This is a genomic window from Streptomyces sp. DT224, from assembly GCF_049844595.1.
Classification (GTDB): Bacteria; Actinomycetota; Actinomycetes; order Streptomycetales; family Streptomycetaceae; genus Streptomyces.
This window is the reverse complement of sequence record NZ_JBNCLI010000004.1, coordinates 557,880-575,372: the sequence shown is the minus strand read 5'-3', so window position 1 is coordinate 575,372 and position 17,493 is coordinate 557,880. Positions and strand designations below refer to the sequence as shown.

Genomic DNA, 17,493 nt, shown 5'->3' with positions numbered 1-17,493 from the left:
CAGCGCGGAGTGAGGGCCGCGACGGCGGTCTCGACGAAAGCCTGAGTCCGGGCCGATTCCGCACCTGTCCGCCAGATCAGGGCGTACGCATTGCTCGAACGGGATTCCGATTCCACCACAGGCCCGGTGTGACGCCGGGCGTCACCTTGTCGGGGCCCGGGTTCGGGACGGTGCTGGTCATGCGCATTTCCTCCGCTCAGTGGTTTTCGAGTGCGGGCGGACTGGCCCACGAGCCGTAGCCCGGCGCCTTCGCGCCGGCCGGATGGGCGCCGATCGCCCGCCACAGCAGGCCCTCGGTGTAGGCGTCGGGCGAGACGACGAATGGAGGGACGCGGTCTTCGCTGTCCCCCGCGCGGCCTTCCCCGGCCTGCTGCCGTTCGGGGGCGGCCTGCCGTGGCAGGCTTTCCTCGGGCCGGCTGTCATCCGGTACGGCGGGCTTCGCTCCGCTGCGGCCGGGCGCCGTCCAGGCCGCCACGTCCACGCGTCCCGTCAGTTCGGGGCCGTACCAGACGCCGACGTACCAGAGCTTGATGATGCTCTTCACCACCGGATCGGCGGGGACGGCGGAGGGATCGGACGAGATCACCCTCTGGAGCACGTCCGGCCCTTCTTGAGCCACGACCGTTTCGTAGTACGCCTCCGCCTGTCCGGTTCCCCACAGGTCGAACTCGCTGAAGCCGGTGACAGTGGCAGAGAACTTCACGAATGCGCGCAGTTTCTCTTCTGTGGTCACTGTGTGCGCCACGGTGTTTCCTCCTCGGACGATCTAGAGCTCGAATGTCGGGCCGGCGTTGACTCCCCCGTGCCCGGTGAGCGGGTTACGGATGAGCCGGTTCATGCTGTCGCGAATGCGGAACATCTCCCAGACCGCCTTGAGCAGCAGGTCGGGCCGGCCGTTGTAAGCCAGGTTGATATGGGTCAGGAAGGTGGCGTAGGACCGGTTGAATTCCTCGGCCGCTGCCAGGATTTCTGGGTCTCCGGCGAGATCCGCCAGCTTGATGTCCGGCTTCACCGGATATGCGGCATCCCAGTCGACGTTCACATCCGGGCCGGAAGGGTTACCCGGTGTGTCACCCTTCTGGTAATACCGCCCCTTCTCCAGTTGCTGGAACCTGTAGTAGTGGGCGATCTCGTCCTGGCTGTCGAAGATGCCGCCGTGCAGCCCTTCGCCCTGCTCCGCTACGAGGGTGAGCGCCGCGACCGCGGTGTCGCGCCCCGTCACCTTGATCACATCGCCGCCACCCGAGTAGAAGTACTCGGGGGTCACCTGGCGAGCGGGATCACCGGTGAAGATCGTCGCACCCGCCTGCCGGGCCTCGTCCTCCAGGTGGTTGATTCCCCGGATGATCTCCTCGTAGAACTCACCGATGCTCAGGAAGCGCTGGGTGGGCTCACCAGGGACGAGACCGAGGACCGCGCCGGACTCCTCGAGTTCCGCCAGTTTCTCCGAAGGTGGCGCCGCCCCGTCGGACGCCAGTCCGAGGGCCGCCCAGTCCATCGGTACGAACCTGTCCTCCTCGTCGGCCGCCTGTGCGGGCTTCTCGATCTTCAGGAACGTGTCGAGGGCCTCGCGCGAGAACGGCCGGAGATGCACCTCGAAGTAGTCGGGACCGCACGGCAGGCGCGTCGGGTAGTTCGGTACGAAGCCGGGCTTGGTGAGGTCCGGAGTCCCGCCCACGGCGTTCATGACGTTGGCGACCAGGGTGAGGTGCAGCATCTCCTCGACGGCCACGACCCTGATGACGTGCCAGGCATCCGAGTTCTTCCCCGGGTGCAGCGAGTAGAGGGCGGTCAGGTAGGGCGGGAGCGTCGCATGCTCCAACTGGAGCCCCTTGTACAGGTACTCGCGCAGTTCCTCGACGGTCTTGATCTTGGAGTCCTGGGACGGCTCCGATTCCGAAACGGACATGTTCTCCCCATCGTGGGCGGTGGCGGCGGCCGGATTCGCCGGGCCGCGGGTCTGTCTGGCGGGCCTTCGCGGGCAGCCCTCAGCCGCGAACGGTGGCCGGGGCCTTCGCGGCGCGCAGATACCTGACGATGTGGGTCGAGCTGCGGAAGGCGAGCGCCGCCATGGTCAGGCTGATGTTGGAGGTACCGATCGAGGGCAAGCTGCCGGGCCCGACGAGGTAGAGGTTGTCGTGGTCCCACGACTGCTGGGTGTGGTCGACCACCGAGTTCGTCGGATCGGTGCCCATGATGTGGGTGCCCGCGAGGTGGTTGCCGCCCACGATGTTGTACCACCGGCCCTCGTGCTCGACGGCGCTGTAGCGGTCCTTGTCGTACGTGGTCCGCTCCTCGGCACCGAGCTTCGCGAAGATGTCGGTCGCGAGGCTGCGGGCGAACGCGGCACCCCGCATGGTGTACGGCGGAATCGTGAGCGACACGACCGGTTTCAGGTTGTCGAGGGCATCCCTGTACCGGTCGTCCACCGTGACGGTGTTGTTCTTGTCGGGCAGCAGGTCGATCATGAAGGCCAGCAGAAGCTGCCGGGAGATCTGGTTGCCGAGGGTCCGGCGCAGCTCCTTCCCGCGCAGGCCCCGCTCGTCGACGAGTTCGACCAGGTCCGTGTAGGGCGAGCCGGTCGCCCAGCCCCAGCCGTCGTTGTGGATGTCCACGCCGAATCCTGCCTGGGTGGCGCGGAACCGCCCGCCGCGCAGGTCGGTGATTCCGCTCGTGCAGGACGTGCCTCGCATCGTGCCGGCCGGCTCGGGCAGCAGGCCCCAGGACAGCAGGTACGCGTGGTCCATCAGGTTGCGGCCGATCAGCTTGCTGCGGCTCATGCGCTGCATGTCGGAGGCCAGCATGAGCCGGGCGTTCTCGATGGCGTGCGCGCAGAGAATGTAGACGGTGCCCTTGACCGTGTACGTCTCGTAGCTGCTGGATTCGAGCGACTGGTAGTTCTTGATGGTGATCCCGGTGACCCGGCGGTCCTCCTCGTTGACCTCGACCTTGGACGCGACCGCCTGCGTCAGGATCTTGACGTTTCCTTTGCGGAGCGCCTTGGTCAGGGTCTTTCCCGCGTGATACTTGGCCTGCACGGGGCAGAGCGGGACGCAGTTGGTGTTCCCCTGGCAGCGCTCGCCCTCTTCCACCTGGTTCGTGCTCACCGCGCCGACCGGGACGAAGCCCTTTCCCCCGTCGTAGGCGGCATTCGGCACGCCGTTGCGGGCCTGCGGAAAACTCCGCACCTGGAGGGTGTAGTCGTCGTCCGCCAGGTTGACCCGCATGCCGTCCACGCCTCGGGCGACCGTCTGGTCGAGATAGGACGGCGGCATGCGGTGCATCGGGAACACGTATCCCTTCGGGAAATGCATTCCCAGATACGCCTGGTCCTCGACTTCGGCGGCCACGCCCAGTTCGGCCTCGGCCTGCCGGTAATAGGGTTCCAGATCGTCGTAGCCGAGCGGCCAGTTCAGCCCCTGCCCGTACGTGGTCCGCAGGTTGAAGTCCTCGGGAAGCATGCGCAGCGCTTTCCCCTCCCAGTGCATGGAGGTGCCGCCGAGGACTCGGGTGAACGTGGTGTCCGAGCAGTACTTGTCCTCTTGCACGAGGTAGAAATCGTCTCGGGGAGTGCCCGGGTCCACCGGCATGGTGTCGGTGCTCCTGGGCATCCGGGCATTCGGGTTGAACGGGTACGGTGACTGGTTGTCCTTGATGACCGCGCCGTAGAACCGCGTCAGGTACGACTCGTACTCCGCGAGGTCCAGGTCCTTGCCGGGGCCGGCTTCGACGATCAGCACCTTGTAGCCGGACTGGCTCAGCTGCTCGGCGACGATGGAACCCGCCATGCCGCCGCCGACGATCACGGCATCCCATTCACCTCTCGCGGCCTCGGCTGCGCTGGTCTGCGTCGCAGCACCCAATGGGAAGATCACCGGGTCTGTTCCGCCGAAAGACGTCATTGATGCCCCTTGCCGTGTCTGGGGGTGACCTCACCCCGGTTTCGGGCCGAACAGCCCGGTGACATTCCCACCAGTCGCCGGAAGCGATTCGGCGCCCGCTGATGAGCCGATGAGGACTTCCCGCGGGCCTCAGGAGGGCCGCGTTCCGCGAGAGACCACACCTGAGACGCACACTGAATCCGCCGGGGATCGAGGGAAGGGCCTCGACACGAGGCTTGCATATGACGCGGTCATTCGCCCTGTCGCGGCTGGGATCTCGCCGGGAAACCCATCGATCGGGCGTAATCAGCGTTTCGATGTCAACTCAGGCAGTTGACAAGTCGGTTGAGCCTAAGAGCACTCTCCCCGGAGACTTCGTGCACTTGTCCATTCTTCAGCCGCTGACGTCTCCGGTCCTGCCGCGCCTCTCGCCTGCCGCGGCGGCCTGCGCGGGAGAATGGACGCGCCGGGACGACCGGAGGTGAGTGCCCGTCAGTTGCCCTTTGCAGGCGGGCGCGCGCCCCCTCTACATCACCGGAACATTGATGTACCGTCCACTCGCATGCGCATCCGACCAGTTCTCGCGTGGACCTCGGCCGTGACGGCCGCATTCGCGGTCGCGGCCGCAGCCGCAGCCGGACCTGTGACAGCGGCACCGGCCGGTCGCGCGTCCGTGACGCACGCGGCCCGCTGCCCTCAGCTCTCCGACGCTCTCGCCTGGTACGGCGGCAACAGAGCCCAGCTGCAGCGTGTGATCGACGAGCGCGGCTCCTGCCACGGCAGAGGCGGGCCGCGCCCCGTAGCGGCGTTCGACTGGGACAACACCATCACCAAGAACGACGTCACCGACGCCACCATCAGCTGGTCCCTGCGCCACGACAAGATCCTTCGGCCCGCCAGCTGGAAAGACACCAGCACATGGCTGACCAGCACCGCGAACAGGGCCCTCACCGATGCCTGCGGCACCGACGTGGCCGTGGGAACGCCCCTGCCCACCTCCACCAACGCCCGCTGCGCCGACGAGATCCTCCAGATCCGCGAGGACGGCAGAACGATGAGCGGCGCAGCGGCCTTCGCCGGGAAGTGGAACCACCGACGTACCGTCCCCCAGTACGCGTGGGTGCCACAGCTGTTCGCCGGACACACCGTCCCCGAACTGCGCGCGTACACCGAGGCCGCCCGTGCCGAGGCCCTTGCCGCGCCCGTCGGTGCGACCCGCACCGTCGGCACCCATGTGCTGCCCGCCTACGTCCGGTACTACCAACAGCAACGCGACCTGGTACGGACGCTCCAGAAGGCCGGATTCGACGTCTGGATCGTCTCGGCGGGTTCCGAACCGGTGACCGAGGTGTGGTCGCGCGGCATCGGAATCGACCGGGCGCACACCGTCGCCATCCGGTCCGTGCTCGACGCCAAGGGCCGCATCACGACCAGCAACGAGGGTTGCGGCGGTGTAGGCGTCACGAAGGGTGAGGCCATCCCATACATCGACGGCAAGCGTTGCTGGATCAACCAGGAGATCTACGGGATCCAGGGCCGCGCTGCCTGGAATCAGCAGGCCCCCCATCGGCGGATCACGCTCGGCGGCGGCGACGCCGACACCGACGTGACGTTCGTCGGCGATGCCACGGGCGCGCACCTGGTGCTCAACCGCAACAAGAACGAGGTGATGTGCCGTGCCTACGACAACGCCGACGGCCGCTGGGTCGTGAACCCCATGTTCATCGGGCCGCTGCCCCGCAGGACCACGGCCTATCCCTGCGCGACCGCCGCCTACACCAGGCCCGACGGAAGCCTCGGCCCCGTGCGGCGTGGCGACGGCAGCGTCGTCCCGGACCAGCGGGACTCGGTGTACTGATGCGGTGGAGCCGCCCCCGCTGACGGCTGTCACGGCCTGGCGGTGCGGCCGTCCGCCGAGAGGCCGTGCCGAATGCCGGAGGCTCCGCCGGGGCAGGGTTTCCCTGTCCCGGCGGAGCCCGGTGGGCCGGGCGGCACCTCAGCGGCACCCGGTCGGGACCGGTGCCACGTGCGATGCCCCTCGGCTCAGGCGAAGTTCACGTCGCTGCACCACATGTATGCCTGGTCGAGGTGCGATGCCTGCCAGATCACGAACAGGATGTGGTGTCCGGTGTATCCGGAGGTCTGAACGGGGAACGTGATGTCCTGCGCCGGCGCGTAGCGGCCGGTCTGCGTGATGAAGTCGAGGTTGCCCCAGCCCAGGGTCTGGGTCTTGGGGTCGAAGCCCTGCTTGCTCACGTAGACCTTGAAGTAGTCGGCACCGTGGGACGCCTGATCGCGCAGGTGCACCGAGAAGTCGTCGCCGACCGTGGTGGTCTTCCAGGCCCCGGGCTTGTCCAGACTCGCGTTCCGGGACAGGTTGTTGCTGCAGAGCGTGCCGTCCGGGGTCTTCGCCTCGAACTGGCCGCCGAGGCCGTCGCGCAGGGCGCTCATCCAGTTCCACATGGTGTCGGTGTTGGCCTGCCATGCCTGCCAGCACATGGGGTCCTGCGTCTGCATGGCCGGGTCCATGTGGTTGCTGCCCCACGTCTCCCAGCACCGGTACGCGCGGCTGGCGGGGTCGATGATCGTGCCGTGCGCCTGGGCCGGGGTCGACCAGGCCAGCGCGCCGACGACGGCGGCGAACAGCATGACGAGTGCCTGGAGGGGCCGGCGGAGGTGCGGCCTCGAACGTCCCGCTAACGGGGTCTTGTTGTACATGTGGGGGGAACTCCTTCCAGTGGCGAAGCTGTCATGGGAGCGCTCCCAACGGTACGACTTTCACGGGACATGTCAATGAACAAATCACGTCGGTCATCCCGGACGGCAAGGGCCGCCTTCCGGCTCTGCCCTCTTGCGGATCCGCGCCGGCACGGAAGACTGCCCTTCACCACCCGGTCCCCCCGGCCCCGGCAGCACCACACCGCACAGGCCGGCGCGGACCGGGTCGGACCGTCCACCGCCACTCCCCCGAGACGAGGTCTCATGAACCGGAACCGAGCCGCCGTCAGCGCCGTCGCCGTGGCCCTGTTATGCGCCGGCCTCTCCGCCGGCCCCGTAGCCGGCGCCTCCGCCGCCGTGCCCGCCACCGAGGCGAAGGCACGCGTCGGGGCCGACTGGGAGACGCAGTCGATCGTCTTCACCGCAGCCGCGGGACAGACCAACGACCTCAGCGTCTACCCGATGTACACGAGCGACGGGATCCGCCGGATCGGCTTCAGAGACGTGGTCCCGCTGGCACCCGGCGAGCACTGTGCGTACGCCGGGGCCGGGGACACCACCGGCGTCGTCTGCGAGCTGCCCGCCGACCGCGCGCGCCCCGACAGGATCGACGTCTTCCTCGGCGACGGCGACGACACGGTCGCCGCCTTCACCCCCGGAATGAACACGGTCAGCGGCGGCGCGGGCGACGACGAGCTGCACGCCCACACCGCCCGCACGGTCCTGGGCGACGCGGGGGACGACATGGTCATGGGGCCCGGGACCCTGTACGGCGGCGACGGCATGGACCACCTGATGGGCGACAGCGAGAACCAGCGGATGTGGGGTGGCCGGGGCGACGACATGATCGAGGGCTACGGCGGTGACGACACCGTGTACGCCGGCCCCGGCGACGACCACGTCATGGGCGGGGACGGCCGGGACATCGTCTTCGGCGGCTCGGGCGACGACGTGGTGCACGGTGAAGGGGGCGACGACTTCCTCTGCGGTGGCACCGGGAAGGACTCCCTCGACGGCGGGGACGGCCGCGACATCGTCCTTCCGTAGCCGCCGCTCTCCCCCACGGCGGCGGCGGACGCGTACGCCTTCGGCGAGGTGGTGTGCCAGGAGCGGGTGCCCGCTGGGGAGGGGAGGAACCGGAGTCCCTTTCCCTCCCCAGCGGCTGTTGCGCGCCCGATCCGCGGTGCGGCGGGTCGGGCGCGTGCGGCGGCGGGGCCGCCGCCGGACGCTCAGACCTGAAGCCCCGTGGCCTTCACGTCCTCGACCTTGCGGACCTTGATCTCCATGCGATTCACCTCCTCGTGGCTGGATGACCTGCCCCGGCCAGTGGTCTGGCCGGGTGGACCGGTACCCGCGGGGTCTCAGGTCCTCGTCGTGAGCCGCCGTGCGCGCTCACGGACCGAGAGGACCGCGGGAAGAACGAAGGGAGTCAGACAGACCGCGGTGCACAACAGCGCCCACCAGAACTGTCCGGTGGCGGGGCCCGTGCCGAGCCGGTCGGCGGCCCAGCGCAGCACCTCCCACGCGGAGGGCGCCAGGAACAGCCCCGCCCACACCAGGGTCAGCGCGGCCCCGAAGAACCGCACCCAGCGGAACCAGCGCCCGACCCGCGCATCGGCCGGATGCGCGTCGGCCAGCTCCGCCGCACCTGCGGCGTCCAGGCGCCCCACGGCTCGCCGGAGCATCAGCGTCGAGACCCGCCACAGGTCGCGGCAGCCCAGCGCGTTGACCAGCACCGCGTACAGGTCCGTGCGCAGGAAGACCATGCACTGCCACAGCATCGCGGTGAGCTTCACGTAGATCCAGGTGGCGAGAACCGCGTCGAGCGGATCCGGCGCTGCCCACGCCCCGGTGTCGATCAGCAGCCGCGCCACCAGCGGCACGGCGAGCAGCACCGCGTCGAGGGCGAGGCCGGCCAGCAGCGGCCCGTACCGCTTGCGTCTCGGGACGGTCCACAGCTGGGTCAGGTCGGTCTCGAAGACCAGCAGGAACCCCATGCGCCGGTCCATGCCGAATCTGGCCCCCAGGCCGAGGGCACGGGCCGCGAACCAGTGCCCCAGCTCATGGATCGCCGTGGCGACGGTGGCGAGCGGGATCAGGATCAGGCTGCCGAGGCCGATGTCGTCCACGACGAACGCGTCGGTGGCCGGATCGGGGAAGAGGCCGGGCCGGGACGCGAACACCGCGAGGGCGAGCACCGCGCACGCGGCGTAGCAGCTCCAGGCCACCCGCCCGAAGAAGGGCCGCGCGACCTCCTGGCGGACGCCGTCCAGCCACCGGCCGCCCTGCACGGGAGCCGAGCGGACCGGTGTGCCCTGCTGTCCCTCGTCGAGGAAGCCGAGCTCGCGCAGGGTCTCCACGAAGGACGGCACATCGACGGGCTGCCCGGCGAACTCCTCGGCCTCGGCGGCGGCTTCGGCGATCGTCGCCCCGCGCAGCAGCGCCTCGATGACCACACCGCCGACCTTCGGGATGGCGACGAACTGCCCCGTCCCCGGGTCACCCACCAGGACTTCGTCCTCCCCCTCGGGCACCAGGCTCAGCGGTCGCAGCCGCACGGTGGTCCGCGGCGGGCCGTCCAGCTCGCTCATACCGCGGCCGCCCGGGAGGGGGCCAGCGCGCACACCGGGCAGTCCGGCACGTCGGGAAACGGCACCCGGCCGGCCGCCAGGCCCTCCCTCAGGTCGAGCCGGATGCGGGCGCCGGCGGCCAGCGGCTCCTGGAACCCGGTGAGGTAGCGCAGGCCCTCCAGCGCGATCAGCGAGCCGATCTGCATCGCCACCGGGCCGATGAGCGGATTGGTCGTCCGCATGCCGTGCACGAGGTCCTCCGCGGCCGCCGCGCCGGTGCCCGCCTCCGGTTGCTGCGAGAACTCGCAGGCCAGGCAGGCGCTCCTCCCCGGGGCGACGGACATGTACGAGAGCAGCGTGCGGGTCGCGCCGCCGGCGACCAGGGGGACACCGGCCCGGACAGCGGCCTCGTTCACCCACAGGCCGGCGTCGGGATGGCCGTCCAGGCCGCCCACGATCAGATCGATCCCGTCGGTGAGGTCGGCGAGGTCCTCGGGGCCCGCGACCCAGCGGTCGACGGTGCGCACCTCGATCTCCGGGTCGTACGCCCGCACCCAGGCGGCGGCGCGCTCGACCTTCGAGCGTCCGACGTCCTCGTGCCGGTAGAGGAACTGGCGGGCGAAGTTGCGGGTCTCGACGCGGTCGTGGTCCAGCAGCGTCAGCCGGCCGACGCCGAGACCCGCCAGGCACTGCACCAGCGAGGAACCGCCGCCGCCCACACCGAGCACCAGGACGTGCGCGTCGCGCACCCGGCTCAGGAAGTCGGTGCGGTGCCGGTCGAGGTCCGAGAAGGTGCCGAAGAACGCCAGGTTGGAGAAGTGCCGTTCGTCCACCGCCGGATCACCGGTGAACCTGCCCTCGTCGCGTTCGACCAGCCCCAGACCCGCGAGCCCCTCCAGTCCGCCGTCGAGCTCCCGGCCGGTCACCTCGACCCCCCGGGCGGCGAGCGCCGCCCGCAGTCCGTCGACGCTGCGGGGCCCCTCGCGGAGCACGGAGAGAAGCGCCTCGACCTTCCCCTCGGGGTCCTCCAGAGTGATCGACTCACGGGGGTCGAAGACGACGATCAGGTCTTCCCCCACCGCTTGCCAGGTGCACTCCTTGAGCGCGACACGCATCAACCCACTCGCTTTCGGCCTCAGCGGACCCCGGACCCCCCAGGGCATGGCCGCAACTCTGCTGTCCGGCGCTGAACTTCCGCTTTGACGGCGCTTTGGGCCGGTGCCGGGAGAAGCCCGTCCGGCCCCGCGCCGCCGGTCGCTCAGTCCGTCGCCCGCAGCAGTTCGCGTACGGCGTCCGCGTCCGGGTGCTCGAGTTCGTCGAAGAGGGCGAGGGAGGACCGCCACGCCTCGCGCGCGCCCGCGGGGTCGCCGACGGTGCGCATGACCTCGCCGAGGCCGCGCAGCGCGACCGCTTCGCCGTACCGGTTGCCGAGCCGGTGGAACCCTTCCTGGCACCGGCGGAAGCAGTCGAGTGCTTCGGTGTACCGGCCCATGGCACGGCGGATGACGCCGAGGGTCTGCCAGGTGTACGCCTCACCGAGCGGACTGCCCTCCTCCCGGTGCAGTCGCAGCGCCTCCTCGCAGCAGGCGAGCGCCTTCTCGTGGTCGCCCAGATGGGTATGGCACCAGCCGAGATTGTTCAACGCGCCGCCCCACCCGGCCCGGTTGCCTGCCGCGCGCTCCAGTTCGAGCACCTGCTCGACGCAGCGGAGCGTGGCACGGTAGTCGCCCTGCTGCTCGTACGACCAGCCGAGCGCCCGCAACGTGTGGGCCTGGGCCGCCAGGTCGTTCAGCTCGCGCTGCAGCTCCAGTGCCCGCGACAGCTCGTCCCGGGCCTCCTCGTACCGCCCCAGCCGGATCGCGGCCCGGCCCGACTCGCAATGACACAGGGCCGTCCCGGCCCGGTCCTCCTGCCGCCGGGCCGCGGCGATGGCCGTGCGCTGGATGGCCGCCCAGTCGTGCCAGCGACCGCTGAGGTGAAGGAAGTCCCCCATGACGAGAGGCAGTTGCCAGGCGTGGTCGTCGAAGCCTGCCGGGCCCGCCGCTTCCGTGACCGCGAGCAGCGCGGCGTGCTCCGTCTCGAACCACGCCATCGCCTCCTCGTAGCCGTCCGGGTGGTGGGGCACGGAACCGGGCACCGGCGGCGACAGCGGCAGTTCGGCGCGGACCGGGGCGAGCCGCCGGCCCGCCGCGTGCGCGGTGTGCAGGAAGTGGTCGAACAGGCGGCGCAGCGCCTCGGTGCGTGACGCTTCGGATTCCTCGGTCGCCGCCAGCTCCGCCGCGTAGGCGCGCAGCAGGTCGTGGAAGGAGTACCGGCCGGGGTGGTGCTCGTCGATCAGATGGACGCGGGCCAGCGTGGTCAGCGCCGCCGCGGCCTGCCGGACCGACAGCCGGGCCAGTGCCGCTACGGCGGGCGTCGCGGCGTCCCGGCCGGGGTACAGCCCGAGCAGCCGGAACACCCTGGCCGTGCCGGCGTCCAGCCGGAGGTACGACCACGAGAAGACCGTCCGTACGCTGCTCACCCCCTCACCGGCGTCCAGGGCGTCCAACCTTCCTCTGGTGTCGCGCAGTTCGGACGCGACCGCGCTCAGCGCGAACCCGGGACGGCCGAGGGCACGTGCGGCGGTCACGGCGAGTGCCAACGGCAGCCGGGCGCACAGCTCGATCAGCTCGGCCACCGCCTCCGGCTCCGCGGCGACCCGGTCCGCGCCGAGGCGGGCGACGAGCAGTTCGTGCGCCTCGGCGCGCGGCAGCACGTCGAGGGAGACCAGCAGGGCGCCGTCGGTGACGGCGAGACCGGCCAGCCGGCCTCGGCCGGTGACGACCACGGCACAACCGGCACCGCCCGGCAGCAGGGGACGTACCTGGGCGGCGTCGGTGGCGTTGTCGAGGACGAACAGCAGCCGGCGGCCAGCGGTCTCGGTGCGCAGCAGCGCCGCCCGCGCCTCCAGTGGATCCGGGATCCGCTCCGGCGGCACCGACAGCGCCTCCAGGAATCCACGGATCGCCTCGCCGGGCGGCATGGGCCCGGCGGTGGAGTCGAATCCGCGCAGGTTCACGTACAGCTGGCCGTCCGGATAGTCCGGTGCCGCGCGGTGTGCCCAGTGCAGCGCCAGCGCCGTCTTTCCCGCGCCCGCCGTGCCGGTGATCGCCCGTACGGCCGGGCCCGTGCCGGTGGCCGCGTCACCGGGCGGCCCGTCCAGCATCCGCAACTCGGCCCGGCGTCCCGCGAACCCGCTGACGGCGGCGGGGAGTTGACGCGGTGGCGCCGGATCCCGTCCGGGGCGGGCCGGCCCCTTCGGCGGCCGGGGGCCGGGTGTGGGGGCGGCGAGTCCCGGATCGCCGCGCAGCATGCGCAGTTGCAGCTCGCGCAGCGGGGCGGACGGCTCGACGCTCAGCTCGTCGGCCAGCAGCCGGTGCACCTCCCGGTAGGCGTCGAGCGCCTCCGCCTGCCGCCCCGACCGGTACAGCGCCAGCATCAGCTGCTCCCAGAGCCCTTCCCGGAGCGGGTGCTCGCGCACGGACTGCCTCAGTTCCGGCACCAGTTCGGTATGCCGCCCGCAGGCCAGGTCCGCCTCGACACGGGCGTGGAGGACATCGAGCCGCTGCTCGTCCAGCCGTGCCGCCTCGGCTTCCACCACCGGCCCGGCCGGTACGTCGGCGAGCGCGGGGCCGTGCCAGAGCGCGAGCGCCTCGGCGAGCAGAGCCGCCGCGTGTTCCGCCTCGCCGGCCGCCAGGGCGGCACGGCCGGTTTCACCGAGCCGGGCGAAGGCGGTGGCGTCCAGATCGTCCGCGCCGTCGGGCACGACCTGGTAGCCCGGTGGCCGGGTGACGATCAACCGGCCTTGCGGGTCGGAGAGTTCGCGGCGCAGACGCAACACGTACTGCTGGATCAGGTTGGCGGCCGCCCTGGGTTCGCGCTCGCCCCACAGCTCCGTTGCCAGCCGGTCCGTCGGAACGGGGGTGCCGCGCCGCACCAGTAACGTGGCGAGCAGGGCCCGCGGCTTGGCGGCGGAGATCCCCCGCCAGTGGGTGCCGTCGAATATTTCGAGGGGGCCGAGGATACGAAAACGCATCCGGCCTCCCCCGTTCTCCGTACCTTGCGCATGCGATCTTGCCATCGGCCGACGCAGACCGCCACGTCGTCGCCGGATGCGATGCGGCTCCGCCAGTGATGGCGGCTGCGGAAGCTTCCCGAAGGCTCCGGCGGCGGTCCGTCCCCGTCGGGCCAGTGTCGCCAGCAACAGGGCTGCGCGGACCCGAGGAGGCCGGCGCGGGCGGCGGCCGAGCCGTCCCGTCGAACCGTTGCCAGGCCGCGCGCCACCCCGGGGGCAACGAGCGGTGGGACCGCGCGGGCGGCGCGGCCAGGCGCCACTGTCTCGGCCATGTCATGGGGTGTAAGGCCCGCCGAGCGAACAATCGGACAAACACCCTTGACACCACGGCCCCCTGATCACATAGTTCTCACCGCTGAGCGCAACGGCGTTGCGCTCAGCGCACCGGGACCAGCGACGAAAGGGACGAGGCCATGAACGAGGTGAACGGCGCGTCCGCCGGCGGCACCGCCCACGAAGCCGGCCAGGGCGGCGACGTGGACTTCCTGGCTCCGCCCCAGCCCGGCGTGCTGCAGGGAGCGGATCGCGCCCTGCTCGCCCTCCTGTCGTTCACCGAGCGGCGCCCCGAGTGGGGAGTGAGCGAGATGGCGCGCAGGCACGGCTGGGACAAGGCCGTCGCCCAGCGCATCCTCACCACGCTCGCCTCCCGCTCCTTCCTGACCTGCGACACCACCACCCGCCGCTACCGGCTCGGCCCCGCCGTGTCCCGGCTGGCGCGCGCCGGGGAGCACAGCGGTGTGCTGCCGTCACTGGTCCGGCCGATCCTCGCGGGGCTGCTGCGGGAGACCGGCGAGAGTGTCGTGCTGAACGTGCCGCAGGGCGCCGGATACCGGTGCGCCGCCGCCGTCGACGGCACCGGCCCGGTCCGCTACACCGCGATCGTCGGTGCCGTGATGCCCGGCCACGCCGGCGCTTCCGGCCACGCGATCTTCGCCCACTACTCCGAAGCGGAGATCCGCCGCCTGTTCGGAGCCACCCCGCTCCAACGTTTCAACGACCACACCGTCACCGGCCTCGACACCCTCCTGGCCCGGTACGCGGACGTTCGCTCCCGGGGGTACAGCGTCAGCCACGGAGAGTACGACGAGGCCGTCGCCGCCGTGGCCGCCCCCGTGTTCCAGGCCGGCGGCATCGCCGCCTCGCTCACCGTCATCGGGCCCGCTCACCGCGTCACCCGTGCCGTGGACCGCATCACCGAACTCGTTCTGGCCGGAGCCGAGGAGGCCACGGCCGCCTTCGGCTCCTGACCCGCCCGGCCCGGCGGCGCTGTCCGGCGGGCCACACATCCGTACGACGTGCATCGTGCCGGAGTACGCGGATCAGCGCTGCCCGCCCGAAAGTCCCTCCCCGCCCCGGGGCAGGGCCCACCCACCAAGGGGTGTTCCGTGTCGCATCACACCTCGCCGTCGGCCACCGCGCCGCCGCCCTCCGACGCCGGCCCCGCCGCCACATCCTCCGGCGCCGGCCACCCTCGCGTGCGCGAACCCGTCGTCTTCGTCGTCCTCGCCGTGCTGTCCGTCGTCGGCGCCGTCATCGGCGCGGACCTGGTAGCCAAGCTGGGGATCTCCGCCAACACCTCGGTCGTCGGCGCGCTGCTCGCCATGCTCATCGGCCGCATCCCGCTCGCCGGACTGCGCTCGATGCGCTCCGTGCACCGGCAGAACCTCGCCCAGAGCGCCATCTCCGCCGCCACCTTCGCCTCCGCCAACGCGCTGCTCACCTCGATCGCGGTGCCGTACGTCTTCGGACGCGAGGACCTGGTGTGGCCGATGCTGGCCGGTTCCTTCGTGGGCCTGCTCATCGACACCTGGGTGCTCTACCGCTCCTTCGGTTCCCGGCTGCTGCCCGCCGACGCGGCCTGGCCGCCCGGGCAGGCCGCCGCCGAGACGATCAAGGCCGGTGACAGGGGCGGGAAGCGGGCCCTGGTGCTCGGCGCGGGCACGCTCGTCGGGCTGGGCGGCACCCTGTTCAGCCTGCCGCTGTCCGCCGCCGGTGTCGCCTTCCTCGGAAACGTCTGGGCGCTGCTCATGTTCGGCGTGGGGCTCGGTCTGCGCGAGTTCAGCCCCGATCTGTTCCACACCGACCTCGGCGCCGGGTACGTACCGCACGGTGTGATGGTCGGCGCGGGCGTCGTCGCCCTCGGCCAGGCGGTCGTGCTGCTGGTCCGCCGCCGCTCGGAGCGGCAGCCCGCCACCGCGACCCCTGCGGGACACGACGAGACGGCCTCGTACACCGTTGACGAGAAGGCACTGCGCCGCTCGCTCGTACGCGGCTACGCCCTGTTCGTCGCCGGAGCCGTGCTGCTCGCCGTCCTCGGTGGGCTGATCGGTGACATGAGTCCGCTGGGCCTGCTCGGCTGGGTGCTGTTCGCCGCGTTCGCCGCGCTCGTGCACGAGCTGATCGTCGGGCTCGCCGCGATGCAGTCCGGCTGGTTCCCGTCGTTCGCCGTCACCCTGATCTTCCTGGTCCTGGGGCTGCTCATCGGCATCCCGTCGGTGCCGCTCGCGCTGCTGGTCGGTTACGTGTCGGCCACCGGCCCCGCCTTCGCGGACATGGGCTACGACCTGAAGGCCGGATGGCTGCTGCGCCGCGAGCACCGGCCCTGGGACCCGTACGAGCGGGAGGGGCGCCGTGAGCAGTTCCGCGCCGCCCTCATCGGCTTCGCCGCGGCCCTCGTCGTGGTGGCCGTCCTGTGGCAGTCGTACTTCAGGCAGGGGCTGATCCCGCCCGTCGCCAAGGTCTACGCCGACACCGTGAAGAACGGCCTGGGCGAGCCGGGTGTGCTGCGCACCCTGCTGCTGTGGGCCATCCCCGGCGCCGCCATCCAGCTGATCGGCGGCACCAAGCGGCAGATGGGCGTCATGCTCGCCACCGGCCTGCTGATCCTCACCCCGAACGCCTGCTGGATGGTCCTCGCCGCGCTCGCCGTACGCGTCGGCTACCGCAAGTGGCGCGGCCCCGCCGCCGACGAGGAACTGAACCTGGTCGGCGCCGGCCTCATCGCGGGCAGCTCCCTGGGCGACTCCGCCCAGATCATCAAGGCGAGCTGACCCCGCCCCCTCGACCACCTTCGCTCACCCGCACCACCGCAAGGAGAAGATCCATGGAGATGTTCAGCCGGCTCGAACCCCGGTCCGAGTACCTGAGCTACGAACTCGCCCTCGCCGCTCGCAAGCTCGTCGAGCAGGTCATGCTCGTCAAGCCCGGCGAGCACGTCGTCCTCACCGGCGACACCAGCAGCGACCGCCGGGTCGTGGACGCCACCGCCCAGGCCGTCGCGGCCGCCGGGGCGCACCCCGTCGTCGTCTGGTACGAGACGATGCCCAGCTCGTCCATGGAGCCGCCGCGCCCCGTCGCCGGCGCCATAGCCGACGCCGACGTGTGGATCGAGTTCGCCGTCTCGTACGTGATGCACTCCGACGCGTTCCGCCGCGCGATGGCGAACGGCTGCCGCTACACCAACCTCACCGCGATGGACGTGCACATGCTCGTCGCAACGGTCGGCCGCCCCGACTTCAAGGGCGTCATCAAGCTCGGCAAGGCGCTGGTCCGCCTCCTGGAGCAGGCGGACGAGGTCCGCATCACCTCCGCCAACGGCACCGACATCACCGGTCGCAACGGCGACCGCCCCATCAATCTGCGGGGCAAGCCCGCCGAGAATCCCGGCGAGACCGTCATGCTCTCCGGCCAGATCTCCTGGAACCCGCTGGAGGAGACCCAGGACGGCGTCCTCGTCTTCGACGGCGCCCTGTGGCCGCCGGACCAGCTCGGTCTGCTGCGCACCCCGGTCCGCTGCACCGTCGAGAAGGGCGTCGTCACGAAGATCGACGGCGAGGGTCAGGACGCGGAGATCTTCCGCCGCTGGATGGAGTCCTGGGACGACCCGAACATGTTCCGCGTCGCCCACTGGTCCCTCGGGTTCAACCCGGGTGTGCCCGCGCCGACCGGCCGCATCGTCGAGGACGAGCGCGTCTTCGGCTGCGTGGAGCTCGGCATCGGCACCAAGGGCGCCTGGATCGGCGGCGAACCGTGGGTCTCCGCCGCCCACACCGACGGCTCGATCCTCGGCCCGTCCATCTTCCTCGACGGCGAGTGCATCGAGAAGGACGGCGTGTACGTGCACCCGGAGCTGGTCGAGATCTGCCGCGAGCTGGGCGTCGCCGGCTACTGACCGACGACCGCGCACCCGCCCCCGTTCACCCCGCCCCAG

At 71.0% G+C, this 17,493-nt stretch carries 12 protein-coding genes; 5 read left to right on the top strand and 7 right to left on the bottom strand.

The annotated features are described in order from the left end of the window. Positions 1 to 196: 196 nt before the first annotated feature. From ACLQ2N_RS12900 to ACLQ2N_RS12890, 3 genes are all read right to left on the bottom strand, one after another. Positions 197 to 745, bottom strand: coding sequence for a hypothetical protein (locus ACLQ2N_RS12900; protein WP_425812246.1), 549 nt, complete (start codon positions 743 to 745; stop codon positions 197 to 199). Positions 746 to 766: 21 nt separating this feature from the next. After that, positions 767 to 1,909: a ferritin-like domain-containing protein gene (locus ACLQ2N_RS12895; RefSeq protein ID WP_425812244.1), complete on the bottom strand. Its 1,143-nt coding sequence runs from the start codon at positions 1,907 to 1,909 to the stop codon at positions 767 to 769. Positions 1,910 to 1,988: 79 nt separating this feature from the next. Further along, complete coding sequence (locus tag ACLQ2N_RS12890; protein WP_425812242.1) at positions 1,989 to 3,806, bottom strand: GMC family oxidoreductase; 1,818 nt, start codon at positions 3,804 to 3,806, stop codon at positions 1,989 to 1,991. A 637-nt stretch (positions 3,807 to 4,443) separates the two neighbouring features. Here ACLQ2N_RS12890 and ACLQ2N_RS12885 point away from each other — a divergent pair. Further along, positions 4,444 to 5,739, top strand: a complete 1,296-nt coding sequence (locus tag ACLQ2N_RS12885) for a haloacid dehalogenase-like hydrolase (RefSeq protein WP_425812240.1) — start codon at positions 4,444 to 4,446, stop codon at positions 5,737 to 5,739. A gap of 185 nt (positions 5,740 to 5,924) precedes the next feature. Here the strand turns inward: ACLQ2N_RS12885 and ACLQ2N_RS12880 are convergent, their stop codons facing one another. Beyond that, entirely contained in the window at positions 5,925 to 6,530 is a 606-nt protein-coding gene (locus ACLQ2N_RS12880) for a lytic polysaccharide monooxygenase auxiliary activity family 9 protein (protein ID WP_425812238.1), read from the bottom strand. A 333-nt stretch (positions 6,531 to 6,863) separates the two neighbouring features. Here ACLQ2N_RS12880 and ACLQ2N_RS12875 point away from each other — a divergent pair, with 333 nt between their 5' ends. Continuing rightward, complete coding sequence (locus ACLQ2N_RS12875) at positions 6,864 to 7,646, top strand: calcium-binding protein (protein WP_425812236.1); 783 nt, start codon at positions 6,864 to 6,866, stop codon at positions 7,644 to 7,646. A gap of 314 nt (positions 7,647 to 7,960) precedes the next feature. Here ACLQ2N_RS12875 and ACLQ2N_RS12870 read toward each other — a convergent pair whose 3' ends face one another. From ACLQ2N_RS12870 to ACLQ2N_RS12860, 3 genes are all read right to left on the bottom strand, one after another. Further along, positions 7,961 to 9,190 (bottom strand): hypothetical protein, encoded by a 1,230-nt coding sequence (locus tag ACLQ2N_RS12870; RefSeq protein WP_425812234.1) that lies wholly within the window; start codon positions 9,188 to 9,190, stop codon positions 7,961 to 7,963. Then, a complete protein-coding gene (locus tag ACLQ2N_RS12865; RefSeq protein WP_425812232.1) occupies positions 9,187 to 10,284 on the bottom strand; it encodes a HesA/MoeB/ThiF family protein in 1,098 nt (365 codons plus the stop codon). Before ACLQ2N_RS12865 ends, ACLQ2N_RS12870 begins: the two co-directional genes overlap by 4 nt. A 143-nt stretch (positions 10,285 to 10,427) precedes the next feature. Further along, entirely contained in the window at positions 10,428 to 13,244 is a 2,817-nt protein-coding gene (locus tag ACLQ2N_RS12860) for an AfsR/SARP family transcriptional regulator (protein WP_425812230.1), read from the bottom strand. Positions 13,245 to 13,696: 452 nt separating this feature from the next. Between ACLQ2N_RS12860 and ACLQ2N_RS12855 the strand changes: the two genes are divergently transcribed. From ACLQ2N_RS12855 to ACLQ2N_RS12845, 3 genes are all read left to right on the top strand, one after another. Beyond that, positions 13,697 to 14,530 carry an IclR family transcriptional regulator gene (locus ACLQ2N_RS12855; RefSeq protein WP_425812228.1) on the top strand — a complete coding sequence of 278 codons (834 nt, stop codon included), beginning with the start codon at positions 13,697 to 13,699 and terminating at the stop codon, positions 14,528 to 14,530. A 138-nt stretch (positions 14,531 to 14,668) separates the two neighbouring features. Continuing rightward, positions 14,669 to 16,333 carry an OPT/YSL family transporter gene (locus ACLQ2N_RS12850; RefSeq protein ID WP_425812226.1) on the top strand — a complete coding sequence of 555 codons (1,665 nt, stop codon included), beginning with the start codon at positions 14,669 to 14,671 and terminating at the stop codon, positions 16,331 to 16,333. 53 nt (positions 16,334 to 16,386) lie between these two features. After that, positions 16,387 to 17,454: a hypothetical protein gene (locus ACLQ2N_RS12845; RefSeq protein WP_425812224.1), complete on the top strand. Its 1,068-nt coding sequence runs from the start codon at positions 16,387 to 16,389 to the stop codon at positions 17,452 to 17,454. Positions 17,455 to 17,493 lie beyond the last annotated feature (39 nt).

Excerpts from the sequence above, each read along its gene's own strand:
- ACLQ2N_RS12895 (WP_425812244.1), bottom strand. The coding sequence starts at position 1,909 with ATGTCCGTTTCGGAATCGGAGCCGTCCCAGGACTCCAAGATCAAGACC.
- ACLQ2N_RS12885 (WP_425812240.1), top strand. The coding sequence starts at position 4,444 with ATGCGCATCCGACCAGTTCTCGCGTGGACCTCGGCCGTGACGGCCGCA.
- ACLQ2N_RS12880 (WP_425812238.1), bottom strand. The coding sequence starts at position 6,530 with ATGCTGTTCGCCGCCGTCGTCGGCGCGCTGGCCTGGTCGACCCCGGCC.
- ACLQ2N_RS12875 (WP_425812236.1), top strand. The coding sequence starts at position 6,864 with ATGAACCGGAACCGAGCCGCCGTCAGCGCCGTCGCCGTGGCCCTGTTA.
- ACLQ2N_RS12870 (WP_425812234.1), bottom strand. The coding sequence starts at position 9,190 with ATGAGCGAGCTGGACGGCCCGCCGCGGACCACCGTGCGGCTGCGACCG.
- ACLQ2N_RS12865 (WP_425812232.1), bottom strand. The coding sequence starts at position 10,284 with ATGCGTGTCGCGCTCAAGGAGTGCACCTGGCAAGCGGTGGGGGAAGAC.
- ACLQ2N_RS12860 (WP_425812230.1), bottom strand. The coding sequence starts at position 13,244 with ATGCGTTTTCGTATCCTCGGCCCCCTCGAAATATTCGACGGCACCCAC.
- ACLQ2N_RS12855 (WP_425812228.1), top strand. The coding sequence starts at position 13,697 with ATGAACGAGGTGAACGGCGCGTCCGCCGGCGGCACCGCCCACGAAGCC.
- ACLQ2N_RS12845 (WP_425812224.1), top strand. The coding sequence starts at position 16,387 with ATGGAGATGTTCAGCCGGCTCGAACCCCGGTCCGAGTACCTGAGCTAC.